Here is a 15,827-nt window from a genome sequence, read left to right as displayed (position 1 = left end):
CCGTGAATATCTTCTGGGCTTGTTTCGATACGAACAAGAATAACATTCTCACCCTTAGCCGCTTCATCAGCAGCCTCATCAGAATCAAACACAATCTTACCGATGGCGGCCCCTGGTGAGGCAGGAAGACCTTTTACAAACACCTGACCGGCAGCCACAGCTTCAGCTTTTGCATCTTGGTCAATCATTGGGTGAAGTAGCTGGTCTAATTGTGCTGGCGCTAAACGCAGCACAGCTTCATTTTCAGTAATGAGGCCTTCTTTACACATCTCAACAGCCATGGCCAAAGCAGCTGGTGCCGTGCGCTTACCATTACGCGTTTGCAGCATGTAAAGCGTGCCTTGCTCAACAGTGAACTCAATGTCCTGCATGTCGCGATAGTGTTTCTCAAGCTTATCTGACACATCAGTCAACTGCTTATAGACTTCCGGCATTGTCACTTCTAATGGGGCATCGTCAGAGCCCATCTCAGCGGCACGCGCTTTAGAAATTGGAGCTGGTGTACGAATACCTGCCACCACATCTTCACCTTGCGCATTGATGAGATACTCACCGTAAAAAAGGTTCTCACCTGTTCCAGGGTCACGCGTAAACGCAACACCCGTTGCGGATGTGTCACCCATGTTTCCGAACACCATAGACTGCACATTCACAGCAGTTCCCCATGAAGCCGGGATGTCATTGTGCTTACGGTAGAAAATAGCGCGGTCATTCATCCATGACCCAAACACAGCACCAACAGCACCCCATAATTGATCCTTTGGATCTTCAGGGAATGGCTCGCCATTATTGTTGGAAGTCACTGCAGCTTTATATTTGACGATAACATCCTGCCAGTCTTGTGCAGTCATATCTGTGTCTAGCTCATAGCCTTGTAGATCTTTATAATCTTCCAGAATGTCTTCAAACACATCGTGTGAAATGTTCAGCACAACATTTGAATACATCTGAATGAAGCGGCGATAGCTATCATAGGCAAAACGTGCATCACCAGAAAGCTTGGCAAGACCTTCTGTTGTTGTGTCGTTCAAACCAAGGTTTAGAACAGTGTCCATCATACCTGGCATAGAGGCACGTGCCCCAGAACGTACAGACACCAATAATGGGTTATCTGCAGCCCCAAAGACTTTACCTGTCTTGCCTTCAAGTGTTTTTAAGCTGGCTTCAAGCTGTTCATTCAGATCATCTGGATACTTACGGCCAAGATCATAAAATGCGGTACATACGGCTGTTGTAATCGTAAACCCAGGAGGCACAGGCAAACCCAAACTTGCCATCTCAGCAAGGTTGGCACCTTTTCCTCCCAGAAGGTTTTTCATTGTCGCGTCGCCATCTGAAGCGCCACCACCGAAATCATAGACCCATTTTGTGTCTTTCATCTAAAGTATCCCATTATTTATTATGTCCTGAACCACACCCGCAACCATATGATTTATCACGTGAGGTCTTCCCTATCCCAGGGTTAAAAGTGTTTGTCGGATCAAGTTTTCTAAAGAATTCAGCCTGATCTTCATCGGCCTCGTAAAGATGACCAACATTATGCTCCGCAGGATATTGAGCCCCTCTTTGACGCAACGTCTCCAGCATTTTTTCTTTCAATGCTTTAGGATCAGAGCCCTTTTTAACAATGTAGTCCTGATGAAAAACATGACAAAAGAAATGACCATAATAAAGCTTGTGTAAAATATGCTTGGATATCTCTTCAGGTAGCTCTTCAAACCAATCCTGATCATTGCGACGTAGCGCTATATCCAATGCCACAATATCTGATAACTTTTGCGGATGCACAGCCTCAAAACGCACTGGAGTTCCCGCAGCGACAAATCTATGCAAGCTCGCTATCTTGCCTTCTCTTTCAGAGCATTCATGAAACTCAAGCCCAGTCTCTTTTGCAAGTTGAGATAAATATACACGTGCATCTTCAATGCCTTGACCGTGCATTTTCAAAATCAGGTGATGCTCAAATTTATCCCGGTATTTAAGCATGAATTTTGGAAGAATATTCGGTGTTAAACGCGCGACAAGTTGCAAACAGCGGTCAAGCAAGTTCTTAGGCAAAAATGGAATTGAGTTTAACCGGCTATCGATTACACCCTTCCACTCAAAGAATTGCGGAAGACGGCTCGTTCCCAATACATCGATTAGAAATAGGCTATCCTTGCCATATTGCTTTGCAAAATCAAAAATCTCTCTATGCACATATTCAGCCGACACAGGCAGACTTGTAAAAGTCTTCAACATGTGCCGACGTAGTTCAGTCAAATCGCTCGTGTCATTGGTGCCGATGTAAAAAATACATTCTTTGTCATTGAGCTCATACGTATCCAAACGCACAGCAAAAACAGCTAATTTACCCGCACATCCACTGGCTTCATATAATCGTCGTTTATCCGCATTAAACCGCGCAGCACTATCAGCATCTACATTGCGCACACGTCGTGCATAATCTGTATCTGAAGCAACTTTATCATTGGAATATCGAATTTTTCCGTCAAAATTACCCTTCTCCAAATTGGTCAGAATTTCCTCCGGCGTATCTCCCAGATCTATTCCCAAATTATTGACTAACTCCAAGCTGCCATCCTCATTACGCTGCGCGTATATGGACAACTCAGTGTAAGATGGTCCGCGCTCAATCAATGAACCACCTGAATTATTGCATACGCCTCCAATAACTGAGGCGCCTATACAGGATGATCCAATCACAGAATGGGGTTGGCGGTCATATTTTCCGGCTATGTTTTCCAACTCATACAAAGTAGACCCCGCAAAACAAATAGCCTGCTTGCCTTCATCGATGGGATAAATGCTGGTCATACGCAAAGTGCTAATTATGACAACTTGACGATCATATTCACCTTTGGGTGTTGAGCCTTCTGTAAGCCCTGTATTGGCTGCCTGCATGATAATAATCACATCAGTATCAATGCAGATTTTAAGTACATCCCAATACTCCTTTAAAGTACCAGGACGAATGACTGCCAATGCCGCACCCTCTCCGGAGCGATAGCCCTGTCGATAGCGCTCGGTTGCACGCTCATCCGTGAGGACATATTTCGCGCCAACGACCTTTCTTAATGATGCAATGATCTGGTCTGAGGAGAGATTAAACATTCTACTATAAATCTAATTATTATTTGAAAAAAAACCGAACGAACAAAGTGTTGAAGGGAAATAGATATTGTCCGTTCGGTGAGTTGAGCGGCGTTAGAAGCCTTTCTTTACGGAGAAGGTAAATCTGCTGAGATCACCCGACAGTCCATTTTCCAATTCGCGTTCTCCAACGAGAACCTCCCCACCGACTGTCATTTTCGGAGCGACTTTTTTTGTCAAAGCTAGGAAAGCTGTCTGTGATTGTGATGTAACTGAATCACCTGTGAGAGCGACGTCATTGTCGATATCTATCCACGACAAACCACCAGACAAGCTGAAATCACCCAACACCTTACGATAGGCTATACTTGCGCTCACAGATGGGATTGCTTCAATACCGGTTCCATCAGCATCAATGACTGCGCCGGGAGAAATTCCCAAACCGACATAACGGCCTAGCCCTTCCCCACCTAAAACGTGGAAGCGAATATCATCCTTTCCAAGGTTTACGCGCCCACCCATTACCGCACCATATCCAGTCGTAGTGCCATCTACGATGCCGTTGTCCATTCTCAATTGGCGCGCAATTGCCGCAAAGGACAAATTCACAGTGTCATTTTTGAAATTGTATCGTGCGACCGCATCTGGAATGACGCTATCATCAACCAATCCAGCGCCTATAACGTTAGTGTTTGGATTTTCCAATGCAAATTGGAAATTACCCGCAGTGTAACGAATTAATGCTTGGCGTTGGAAAACCTGACTATCTGCAGGACCATAAAATGATGCGGTCTCAGGGATTGCTTGAAGAATTTGGAATGTTGACCATTCCTGCCCCACTCGCCAGTTTTTATAGTCTATATATGCTCTACGAATTCTTGGATTGAATGAACTTGAAACACCTTCATTTCCACCCGGAGAAAGAATAAAATCCAATTCAAAATAGGTTTTTAAACTATCCTCACCAACCGGTGTATCACTCCCAAATGCCAAGCGCGAAGATTGAATTGTGTAATCTGTGTAGACCGCATCATCCACATCTACCGCAGAAACAGGCGTTAATTGAGAAACATATTGGTCTCGCCCGACACTATTGCTTGCAATTTCACCATCACTGGTTTTTGTCACGTGAACATCAAGGTCTACAAACCCTGAAAATTTCATCTTGGTATTGCCAACCAAAAAACCATCGGTAGGAGCTGTTTTTTCAGACACCTCATCCACGCGCTTTTCGATGCGATCCACATCATCTTCTTGCGCATCAAGTTTTGATTTCACAGCGTTTAGTTGTTGTTCCAATAATTCTATTTGTGACCGCAATTCAGAGTTGGTTTGCGCCATTGCAGGCGACGCAAACCCAATCCCACTACATGCTAAAGCTGTCATCCCAAGATATTTCGAAATTTTCTTCATCGATTCCTCCCAATTCGGCAATTTCAAACCACTTGTTGCCGTTTTTTTTAGTGGTTCATATCAAGCCCTTAGGCTTAATTTCGGATACAGCTCGACCGTTCTCTACTTGCGATATTGCAAGAGAAGTGCACTCTCAAAAATTTCAGTTAAAAGGTGTGCTTACGTGGTCATGCCGCGTTTATTAGACATAATCTCCCGTTCTTTGGCTGCTAGAACATCCAAGGTTGATTCAATTACAAATTCGAGATGCGCATGTGCTGCTGCTTGCGCCCTCTGGCTATCTCCTTCGACAACAGCTTTTGCTATTGCCCTGTGCTGCTCCAACAATTCGTCTGAAACTTTTTCCAAGTCCAAAGACTCATTTCGATTGAAAAACACATTCGTTCTGTTCAACTCATACAATGAATTCATCATGTGAATGAGAGACCTGTTATGACTGGCATTCACGATGGCTGTATGAAATCGCGCGTCCCATTTGGCACCATTTTCTGAATCACCAATCGCATGTGACTCAGCCAATTTTTCCAAAATAGACAATATCGTTTCTTTGTCGCTTGCAGTGGCGCGTTGCGCAGCAAGTCTCGCGGCAAATCCTTCAAGCTCTTTCCGATATTCCAAATGGTCTTGAACTGCTGATGGATGACGCATGTAAAGACTTACCAATGCTGGAGACATAGCAGCGCCTGTTAACTGGCTTATATACGCCCCATCCCCCGCCTGAATGCGTACCAACCCGCGTTCGTCCAAAACCTGGAGAGCTTCACGAACCTTAGGGCGAGACACATCAAACTGTTCGGATAGGTCTCTTTCAGATGGAAGCTTGCTCCCCTGCTTTAGAACGCCCCCTAAAATGAGCATCTCAATTTGCTGAACAACAGCATCTGCTAACGAGCCATGGTCGATGCGATCAAACAACTCTAGTGAAGCTTTTTGTCCGACGAGCGATAACTCATTTTGATTTGCTTTTTCCATTTCTTCCTCCCTTTGAAAAGCGAATGGTAAATTTAGTTTACCTAGCAAAGCTAATTTTCACTAACGATTGCTTGTTTCGCCTCTCCGGGCATTACGCTATTTTCAAAATTTCATGGTCAACATACTTGACCAATTCGTATCGGTCAAGTTACTTTACCAATAATTCATCTAGACAAATATGAATAAAAGTCCGGTGAAGGAATATTAATAATGGGAGGATCCAATGAAAAACAGTGTACTAGCAAGCCTTTCGCTTATTGCGCTAACTGCATGCAATGCAGAAACGCAAACGACCGCAGAAGAAAAAATTAAACCAGTGGTTCAATCGCAAAAAATAGAAATGACCACAGTTTTTGGTAAAAACTTACCAATTTTGGGAACAGCTGCAGTCGATTTTTCAAACCGAATCAACGATATTTCGAATGAAGTCGAATTCGAACACTACGACCCTGGTAAACTCGTGCCTGCTCTGGAGGCGCTAGATGCAGTATCAAATGGATCAGTAGATGCATCCTATGCGATGTCGGGTTATTGGCAGGGAAAAATAAAGGCTGCATCCCTATTTTCAGCTGTACCATTCGGACCAGAAGTTGGTGAATACATCGGATGGATTTTATATGATGATGGTGCTGATCTTTGGCAAGAAATGTACGATACACACGGGTATAACGTAGTCGCAATGCCATGTGGAATTATTGCACCTGAAACATCTGGTTGGTTTCGAAAAGAAGTAAATTCTGTTGAAGACTTAAAAGGCCTCAACATGCGTTTCTTCGGTTTGGGCGCGTCTGTAATGCAAAAACTGGGAGTATCTACATCTCTTCTAGGTGCTTCGGACATCTTCCCCGCTCTTGAGCGCGGCGCACTGGATGCAACAGAGTTCTCCATGCCGAGAATTGATGCGCGACTAGGTTTCCACAAAATCGCGAAATACAATTATTTCCCAGGCTGGCACCAACCCGCAACAATTTCAGAACTTCTCATTAATAAGGATATTTACGCCGGATTGTCAGACACAGCTAAAGAACAGATCAAATCTGCTTGTTTGGCAAACCTGACAACAAATTTTGCTGAGGGTGAAGCCACAAACTTCCAAGCCATGATTGATAATCAGGAAAATAATGGTGTTCAGATCAGAAAATGGAGCCCAGAGCTCTTAGAAACTTTCGAAGACACTTGGTACGACATTGCCGATGAAATGGCATCTGAAGATGCGTTCTTCAAGAAAGTTTGGGACGACCTGCAAGCCTATCGCAGAGACTATTATGTCTGGTCAACAAACATATACATGCCTCGCGATTAATTGACCCGTAACTTGTTCGGTAGTGATGTAGGTTTATTCGACATCACTACCGCCTTTTTTGAAAGGGTAGTCTCATGGCGGGAACCTCCTCAAATAATGAACCATTGCAAAACACGACGAATGAAGTTGTTGGCAGCAAACTGGTTCGACAATTCGGCGACAACGCTGCATGGATCTTCATGATCCTAATTTTCGCAATTGTGTTGCAAGTTATTCTTCGAAAATTCAATGCAAACCAAGCTTGGTTGGATGATGCGCAATGGTGGCTCTATGGCTTCTCTATGACTGTAGCTTTTGGCTACGCCATCACGACCAATAGTCACGTTCGTGTAGACATTCTGTATGATCATTATTCACCTTCCAAGAAAGCAAAAACTGATATTTTTGCTCTTGGATGGCTGCTAATGCCCTTCATTGTTTTGATGATTGATGTCTTATTTCAATACGGGCTTACTTCGCTCAAAGCTGGAGAAGGATCAGATAGCCCCAATGGGCTACACAAGCTCTATATTTTAAAAATGAGCCTCCCCTTCCTGTTTGTACTTGCAGGCGTGGCAACGATATCGAAAGTCATTGAACATTTGCGCGAACTAAACAAATTTGGTGTGCATTTCTTGCTAATCGGATTGTTTCCGGGAGCTGTTTTTACAATAGAACGCACTCTCCATTATGTTGTTTGGTGGAATTTGAAAATAGCAAATCCAGACATGGCAACCGCTCGCATTAGCCGTTTGCCACAATTTGAAAACCTCCCTTTGATTGCTTTGCTGACAACTCTTGCTGCAATCGGTGCTGGTTTCACCTATTCAAAATTTAGAAAGGAGGCCTAAATCATGGAAATCCTTTCTCTTATTGGGAATATTATGGACTTGAACCAATGGTTAGTCCTGTCCATGTTCGTTGCATTTTTAGTGATGCTCATCCGAGGGATTCCGGTTGCCTATGGATTAGTTGGCATCAGCCTAATCTACACCTTAATCGCATTCTTCATTCTCGATCCCAATGCTCATGCCATCAACCAGCACATTACTTATGATGATACTGGGCTGACTTATAAACGCATGTCGGCAAATGGTGGTCGGTTCTTTGGTGGAATCATCAAAAACCCGGTATTGGTCGCTTTGCCTATTTTCATTTTCATGGGGCTAATGCTCGATCAGTCGGGCGTCGCAAAACGCTTGATGAATTCTATGCAAATCCTGTTTGGGCCCATGCGTGGTGGTTTAGCGATAACAGTTATGCTGATTGGCATAATTTTGGCTGCATCAACTGGCGTTGTGGGTGCATCAGTTGTTCTACTAGGTGTGATGGGCATTCCAGCTATGCTCAATCAAGGCTATGAAAAGTCGGTCGCTACTGGAACAGTCGCTGCAGCGGGAACGTTGGGTATTCTAATCCCGCCATCCATCATGCTTGTCATAATGTCAGATCAACTAGCAATTAGCCTTGGGGACCTCTTCATGGGAGCCCTTTTTCCGGGCTTGCTTTTGGGCGGCCTATATCTTGCCTATATCATCATTAAAGGATTAGTCTCTCCATCCTCAATGCCCGTTCCAGAAAACCGTCGTCCAATTACGCCACAAGTAATAAGAAACGTGTTGTTCGCGATTTTTCCGCCCATAATGCTTATCTTGTTAGTACTGGGATCAATATTCTTCGGAATAGCCACGCCAACAGAAGCAGCTGGCTTAGGCGCATTGGGAGCAACTATCCTTGCTTGGCAAGCCGGTCATCTACACCTTTACGTTATAAAAAACGTGCTAAAGCAGACACTTAATACTTCTGGGTACATAATTGGAATTTTTATTGCTGCTGCGTTTTTTGCATTTGTACTACGGCGATTTGGAGGTGATGAAATAATCGAAAACATGATTTTGGGGTCTTTTGAAAACCCTTATCTAGTCATCGCCTTCATCTTGTTTATCATTTTCCTACTCGGTTTTTTACTCGATTGGATTGAAATCACTCTAATTGTGATGCCGTTGATTTTGCCGATTGTGCAAGGATTAGATATCCCAGTTGACGGATTTGGTGTTGTTGAAGATCCAATTGTTGTGTGGTTTGCAATCTTGGCTGCGGTCACATTACAAACTTCTTTCCTAACTCCACCAGTTGGATTTGCCCTCTTCTACCTCAAAGGCGTTTGTCCAGAAGGTGTGACTCTTGGAGATATTTATAAAGGCATTATTCCTTTTGTTCTTCTTCAACTCCTTGGTCTAATAATTGTTTTCATGTTTCCACAAATTACAACATGGTTGCCTGCAGTGACCTATGGAAATTAGCTCAACCGCAATAGGATAAATAAACTTACACTTATAGTATCGCTTGCTTACTTATGCATCAATGCCAAGCGGGAAAAACTGACGATCCAATAAAAGAGTTGGCATTACACACTCTTGATTACTTTCGTCCGTATGAATCTCCAATACTAAATACGTCAAGTCTTTTAGTTGGAGGTTCACTCAGTAAGACAACAAAGGAAACGCCTACTCTTAAAACTACAACGACATGCCTATGACTTTGAATTACAGCTTTGCAGAGTTCTGATAGGTTATTTGATGTACTATCAAAAAACGCGCTTCATTTAATCAATATAAGCAGAACGAGATTTACCCGTTTAGGTTACAACCAAATGTACAATAAGGAATTTAGTGTTGAGTACTAAGTTAAGAAATTAGCGAAGAATGCTCTTGTGACCATTTCTAGTGAGAAATGCTCTGCTTACGAACTGATATTATTGGCACTAATTGAACGGATGATGAGTTACCCGGTGCTCTGATGCTACCTGATCGGCTTATTTTTGAGCATTATGTAGACTTCGATTGTTGCTAGTTAGCTTTTCGATTGCGTAGCTTAATCTGTTTCTTGACAAAGCTCACTCAGTGTTATTGTTATAATATAACATAAATGTAGAGGGCGATATGATAAGAAAAAGCACTTTCACTGAATCACTCTTGAATGATGCTTCCTTGCAGAAAGTGAAATGCTTAGCTCAGGTAGTCCAACCTCGATGTTAAAATCCAGCAGCGATTTTGACCTTGACACTAAGGCATAGGTCGGTGTTAAGGGCATACTCAGCGGGAGATTGACCATTGTGAGTTATGTGAGGACGACACTCATTGTAGTCACACCGCCAGGCCTTAATCAGGCGTCTTGCCTCGGGTAGAGACGCGAACCAATTAACGTTCAAGCATTCATCTCTCAGCGATCCATTGAAGGATTCGGTGTGGGTATTATCGGTTGGCGTACTAAGCCGCGAGAAGTCCATTTTCACTTTGTGATGATCCGCCCACAGATCGACGATCTATCCCGTGAATTCAGCGCCATTGTTGGCAAACAGAGTCCTCGGAGGTCCGCACAGATACACCAACCGGTTCAGTACCCCGTGCCACATCTTCGCCCCTCAGTCGCACCCCAACTTCGATCGCAAGGCACTTTCGCGAGTAGACATCTATCACAGTCAACAAGCCTATCTTTGACCCGCAAGATAACTGAGCATATACAAAGTCGAGGCTCCACGCTTCGCTTAATTGCGAGGGTTGACAGCGTGATTTACGATGTGCGGCCATCTTGCGCCGACGCGGCCGCTTCGCCCGTAGGCAAAGACCTTCTTAGACCTTCTTCACCATACACCCGATAGACGACATTGTGGCCAACCTGCCAGCCTTCCCGCTTCAACATGATGTGGACACGTCGATATCCAAAGCGGATGTGGGCCGAAACAAACTCATGCATTCGCTGTCGCAAAGCCGTCATCGGATCTCTCACTGAAGACTTGCGCTGGGTCGAGCGATGCTGGCGCGTAAACTTGCAAGCCCGTCGCTGGCTGTAGCCGTGCGCCTGCGTCACGTAATCTACAACCTGTTTCATGAGCGATGGCCGGGAAACTTTTTTGAGAGCACATCTTGAAGGACGGCTTTGTCCAAACTAAGTTCTGCAACGAGCTTCTTCAGACGCGTGTTCGCATTAAGCACTTGCTTCAACTCGCGGATCTGATCGGATTCCAGTCCACCATATTTCTTCTTCCACCGGTGATACGTTTGCTCGGGAATTCCAAGTTGCCCGATCAGGTCGAACACAACCATCCCCATCTCGGCTTGCTTTAGAGCTGCTACGATCTGCCCTTTTGAATAGTGTTTCTTCTTCACGGGGTACTCCTTCAAGATTCCCGCTGGAAAACTAACATACTTTCCGGACCACTTTTACAATGTCACGTCACGAGTCGTTCAAAAATTCACTTTAAACAACAGATTTTAGATATAACTTACAAAATCACCGGATTGGGGCCTGTGTTTTTGCTACACATTTTTCTATACAAAACGCTATACACAAAATATTTTGTATATAAATATCAAATACTTACAAATTTTATTAGCAGGCTCCTTCTCCGCCATATGGCTTTTGCATAGCTTTAGGAAAAATTTTAAACCTCAATACATTCAATAAGTTATTGTAGCGCCAATTCGTCACCTTTGGCCTAATTCCGCCTATCATCGTGCTCTACTCATACTAAAAAACATGAGATAGATTGGGCTTAAGTCTGGAAACATTGATTTGGTTCACTGTCAGGTAAAATTCAGTGTTCTTAAGCTTTGGATGAAAACTGAAATGCAATCAAGCAAGCTTCAATTTTCTTTGCTCTCATAAACATAACACTAGCTCACGAAAACTATCTCATGTGTTATGAATTGCAGGAACCTTGTGCGATCCAGATTGCATTTCTAGTTCGATCTTGGAACAAGAAAAACAAATTTGATTTAGAGGGACGGAACTGTTTTCAAATTCAACTGCAAATTCTACAACTGGATTTGCCCTCATTTACAAATCCGGCTGTAGAATAATACAAACTAATTTCTTTTTCTGTGTTCCAGTGTCTCCGCTTTAAAAAGCTCCATGCTATTCTACAACAATTCCATCCAGCTTTTCTTTTAAGCTTTTCATATCCCTTACAAACCAGTTGGGCCGATACACGTGCGCAGCATGCGGCGTGTCTGGGTATTCAATAACTTCAATCAATTCAGGGTGCAGTCGATGCAAACTTTCATTTTGAGCCGATAGATCTAAATTATCTCCTGTTGGATCTATAATTAGCATTGGAACATGAAGGTTGCGATATGTTTCCAATGGCAGAGTACGCCTCCAAGATTGATGAAACAGCGGCAATTCGGTTGCTTTTGATGGGTCAAAAGCAGCGCGCGACCCATCGCCCCAAAGCTTTTTTCCATCATAACGATAGCCAAAGGATCCGTCCTCATTTTCCGTGATCAAACTCGCGAGCGCAGGATAGGCTCCCTGTGGTATGGGGTTGGTCGCCATTGATTGAAACAATTCAAACATTTCTCTGAACATATCGAATTGAGTTAAGAAAGTGTTGCTCGTATCCGGCCCATAAGAAATATCTAATCCTTGAACTTGCGGGAAATATTTTTCCAGCCGGGCTTGAACATGGTCAGAACCGCCATCCTCAAGCACTAGCGCAAGTGCTCGATCAGGGTATTGTTCGTAAAAAGCTGTAGAAACAAACCCACCTAATGACAAACCGCCTATGACCGCTTTCTCTATTCCTAACTCATTCATAAGAGCATTTATGTCGTCGGCAATGTGAGATAATGTAAAGTTATGATCAGAAACGATTGTCTCGCCATGCCCACGAGAATCTATAGCAATCACACGATATCCAGATTCAACAAGCTCCTCAGCGACCTGAACTAATTCAAATGAACGGCTAGATAGTCCATGCGACCATATGAATGGTATCCCTTCACTGCTACCCCATTCTAGATAAAACAGATCAACATCATTTATTCGCAATGAATTCCCGTGCTCCTGCCGCACCCGCTCGTACTCAACCAATGCGTTTTCTACAAGAGACCTATTTTCAAGATTGTCTGCAAATAAACTGACTTCTGGAACGATCACGTCAGATAGGTTTTTTTCTTGAGAAGATAGAGTCATGCACCCACTCAAACACATTAATCCCGCTGTTGCCGCGACCAAATATTTACTGAATTTCGCGTTATAATTCATGGGTAAAAATCCTTTATTTGTTACGAACACCTTAGTTCGCAACTGATCCAAACAAGTCAGCACTGACTAATCAGACCAACCTCCACTCGCAGCTAAAGTATAGGTCGCTGATCTATTGTAAACGTGGTCAGGTGCGGGGAAATTCGCGATAAAAAGCCTTGATCCATGAATTCAGATCTATTGTTTTTCTTGTCCAAACATAGCCAACTCTTTGGGTAAATTCAGTTCGAATGTTTTTTCGAAATACTCGGGAAATATTGCAAAAATTCTATCCACATGAATATCTTTACGTGCTTCATAATGATGACAAAAACATCATAACATATTGAAAAAAATCAATTTATATTTTTTTCTTATTGATTAGATGTGAATTATGCCTGCTGAAATCGCACACCTCAATCTGACAAAGAAAGCAGATAACACTCAACATATTCACCTGCTCTATTCATCATACTTATAAAAGTATTGGTGCGCACTAAACAAACCATGTATTTGGCCCCAACCACCGATCTCACAGACCAGTTTAAAAACCTTGCAGCCAATTCTTTTTGCACTAACGTTTTTACTTGAATTCATTTTCAAACCGCAAGGTCAAATAAAAGGAACGTGCGGGATAGGACTACCGAAAAAATAGAGTGCTAACTTTTCTTCAATCGCCGGGGGCATTTTGCTTTTTCTGGAATTCTAGAAAACGGCGTTCAAAATCATTGCACAAGAATGCAATAATCGGAGGGAATGATGTTTTTGAGAGAATTTAACTGTAAACTACTATTGAGCGCCGCCGCGTATGCCGTAACGGCTGGGGGTGCCTACGCTCAACAAGCTGAGACAAGTGATGACGACGGCAAGCGGCTTGATACTATAGTAGTCTCTGCGGAAAAACGGGGTGATCAAACACTATTAGATACTGCAATATCTATTGGCGTTTTATCTAATGAAACTCTCGAAAGTGGAGGTGTCTCTGAAATTTCAGATGTACTTAACAATCTTGGGGGAGTTAACATTGTAAAAGTTGGAGCAGGTAATAACTCCATATCCATTCGAGGCGCTGCTGTTGACGATGTATTTGGTGGAGCTTCGACGGTTGGATACTATCTAGATGAAGCTTCTCTTGGCTTTGTTAGGTCTGCTATCGTTCCAGATACAAACTCATTTGATATGGAGCGTGTGGAGGTCCTTCGCGGTCCTCAAGGCACGCTGTATGGTGCAAGTTCACTCAATGGTGTTGTTCGAGTAATTACAAAAGATGCTGATCTTGATGATTTTGAGGTCAAAACTCGTGCTGGCATTTCTTCCACATCTGGTGGTAGTGAGAACTACAGAGGTGACATTGCCGTCAACGTTCCTGTTGTTCCCGGGAAATTGGCTGTTCGAGGTGTGGTCTCCTATGATGACTATAGTGGTTGGATTGATGCGCCTTCGGAAACGGACCTCTTCGGACTAGGTGGTGCAAAAAATGTGAATGGAGGCACCTCAGAGACTTACAGATTGAAAGTAAATGCTCAACCAACCGACACCTTGTCTGTGGAATTGGGAGCCTGGATCTCACGAGTAGAAGCTCAATCGACTAACCGAGCAAACGATGATGGGAATACGACCCTATTCGGAGCTGGGGAAAATGGTTTCCAAGATTTGGATATTTTTACGTTCGAAATCAACAAGGATTTTGGAAGTTTCAATCTTTTAAGCGCCACGAGTTACTCCGAATACAACACATATGGCACGCAGAACATTAAACTCAGCGGTATCGTTCCTCTTACAGTAACTCCAAACAAATATGGTGCCGAAAAACTCCACCAAGAATTGCGATTAACTTCGCAGCTTGAGGGGGATTGGCAATGGTCTTTAGGAGGAATGTATAGGAAAAGTGAAGAGCGCCTCATTCAAGGTGCCCCTGCATTTTTTCTCAATGCATTATTGGACGGTAAAGATTATTCTGAAGCATGGGCCCTTTTTGGTGAGGTCAACAAGTCTTTCTATGACGGCCTAGCCGATATTACAGTAGGTTTGAGATATTTTGAGGACACAATCGAAATTGAAGAATTGTCTAGCCTCGTTCCGCGTGGATTCTTAGTAAATGAAGAAACATCTTTTGATACTCTCACTCCACGTATAGTCCTAAGCGTTCACCCGCAAGAATCTATGACTCTCTACGCGTCATACTCTAAAGGGTTTCGTTCAGGAATTTTGCAGTCCCCTACATCGGTAGCAACTGACCCCACTTCCGACTTCCGAATTAAACCTGATGAAATTCACAATTATGAATTTGGTTTAAAAGGTGCATTGTATGATGGACGCCTCGTATATGATCTGGCCCTCTATTATTTAGATTGGACCGACATTCAACAACGCTCGATTTCTCCTATTGGTGGTTCGGTTGTCCGAAACACTGGTGATGCAAGTGGCCACGGCCTTGATTTGGGCATAACTGCAAAAGTAACTAAAGGCTTCACCGTCGGCTTAAGTGCAGGTTGGAACAATATTGAAACCTCTCGTGAAGATGCAGGAGCTGGTGTGTTACTCTTTGGAATTGGTGATCGAGTAAACAAATCTCCGGAATTCACTGGAAGCCTTTCAGCAGATTATGAATTCCCAATGGGTGATTCAAATATGATGGGTCGTTTCTCGGGTAGCGTAAGATACAATAGTGCTATGGATCGTCGTGACTTTGTCGCAGGAACAATAGTACCCACTGAATCCGATGAGCTATTGACTGGTCGAATGAGCTTTGATGTTGAAATGGACAATGGCGTTGGTGTCTCTTTGTACGCGAACAACATCTTCGATGAAGATGGAGCTATCCAACCCCGTTTAATCACTGCCGACTTTGAAGCACCACGACTTCGTCCTCGAACGATTGGTGTTCAACTGTCATATGATTTTTAAAGGAAACTTACTGCTTCCGGAGATGACTCCGGAAGCTTTTTCTGATGTTCGATCAGCTCAAGAATAACGACCGTGCAAAACACGGCTCATGGTTAGATCATAAACTCAGTTCATTTGTTGAAACTACACTTTT

Annotated in this window: 9 protein-coding genes and 1 pseudogene; 4 read left to right on the top strand and 6 right to left on the bottom strand. The window is 43.4% G+C overall.

What is annotated here, in order from left to right; genetic code table 11:
• The 4 genes from F551_RS0105290 to F551_RS0105275 form a co-directional block, all read right to left on the bottom strand.
• The coding region (locus F551_RS0105290) for a PEP/pyruvate-binding domain-containing protein (RefSeq protein ID WP_018996450.1) at nt 1-1,379 on the bottom strand (1,379 nt) is incomplete at its 3' end.
• 13 nt (nt 1,380-1,392) lie between these two features.
• Nucleotides 1,393-3,114, bottom strand: a complete 1,722-nt coding sequence (gene dld, locus F551_RS0105285) for a D-lactate dehydrogenase (RefSeq protein ID WP_018996449.1) — start codon at nt 3,112-3,114, stop codon at nt 1,393-1,395.
• A gap of 93 nt (nt 3,115-3,207) precedes the next feature.
• Nucleotides 3,208-4,506, bottom strand: a complete 1,299-nt coding sequence (locus tag F551_RS0105280; protein WP_018996448.1) for a DcaP family trimeric outer membrane transporter — start codon at nt 4,504-4,506, stop codon at nt 3,208-3,210.
• A 159-nt stretch (nt 4,507-4,665) separates the two neighbouring features.
• Nucleotides 4,666-5,478 carry a FadR/GntR family transcriptional regulator gene (locus tag F551_RS0105275; protein WP_018996447.1) on the bottom strand — a complete coding sequence of 271 codons (813 nt, stop codon included), beginning with the start codon at nt 5,476-5,478 and terminating at the stop codon, nt 4,666-4,668.
• 223 nt (nt 5,479-5,701) lie between these two features.
• Here F551_RS0105275 and F551_RS0105270 point away from each other — a divergent pair, with 223 nt between their 5' ends.
• The 3 genes from F551_RS0105270 (at nt 5,702) to F551_RS0105260 (ending at nt 9,063) form a co-directional block, all read left to right on the top strand.
• Nucleotides 5,702-6,781 (top strand): TRAP transporter substrate-binding protein, encoded by a 1,080-nt coding sequence (locus tag F551_RS0105270; protein ID WP_018996446.1) that lies wholly within the window; start codon nt 5,702-5,704, stop codon nt 6,779-6,781.
• A gap of 74 nt (nt 6,782-6,855) precedes the next feature.
• Nucleotides 6,856-7,611 carry a TRAP transporter small permease subunit gene (locus F551_RS16295; RefSeq protein ID WP_018996445.1) on the top strand — a complete coding sequence of 252 codons (756 nt, stop codon included), beginning with the start codon at nt 6,856-6,858 and terminating at the stop codon, nt 7,609-7,611.
• A 3-nt stretch (nt 7,612-7,614) separates the two neighbouring features.
• On the top strand, nt 7,615-9,063 hold the full coding sequence (locus F551_RS0105260; RefSeq protein WP_018996444.1) for a TRAP transporter large permease: 1,449 nt from the start codon (nt 7,615-7,617) through the stop codon (nt 9,061-9,063).
• Between the two features lie 731 nt (nt 9,064-9,794).
• Here F551_RS0105260 and F551_RS17485 read toward each other — a convergent pair.
• Nucleotides 9,795-10,929: pseudogene (locus tag F551_RS17485) on the bottom strand (IS3 family transposase).
• A 748-nt stretch (nt 10,930-11,677) separates the two neighbouring features.
• A complete protein-coding gene (locus F551_RS0105240; protein WP_018996442.1) occupies nt 11,678-12,736 on the bottom strand; it encodes an alpha/beta fold hydrolase in 1,059 nt (352 codons plus the stop codon).
• Between the two features lie 810 nt (nt 12,737-13,546).
• Between F551_RS0105240 and F551_RS0105230 the strand changes: the two genes are divergently transcribed.
• Complete coding sequence (locus F551_RS0105230; RefSeq protein ID WP_018996441.1) at nt 13,547-15,694, top strand: TonB-dependent receptor; 2,148 nt, start codon at nt 13,547-13,549, stop codon at nt 15,692-15,694.
• The last annotated feature ends 133 nt before the right edge of the window (nt 15,695-15,827 follow it).

Origin of the sequence: Hirschia maritima DSM 19733, assembly GCF_000378345.1 — a bacterium.
Lineage (GTDB): Bacteria > Pseudomonadota > Alphaproteobacteria > Caulobacterales > Hyphomonadaceae > Hirschia > Hirschia maritima.
This window is presented reverse-complemented; position numbering and strand designations above follow the sequence as displayed.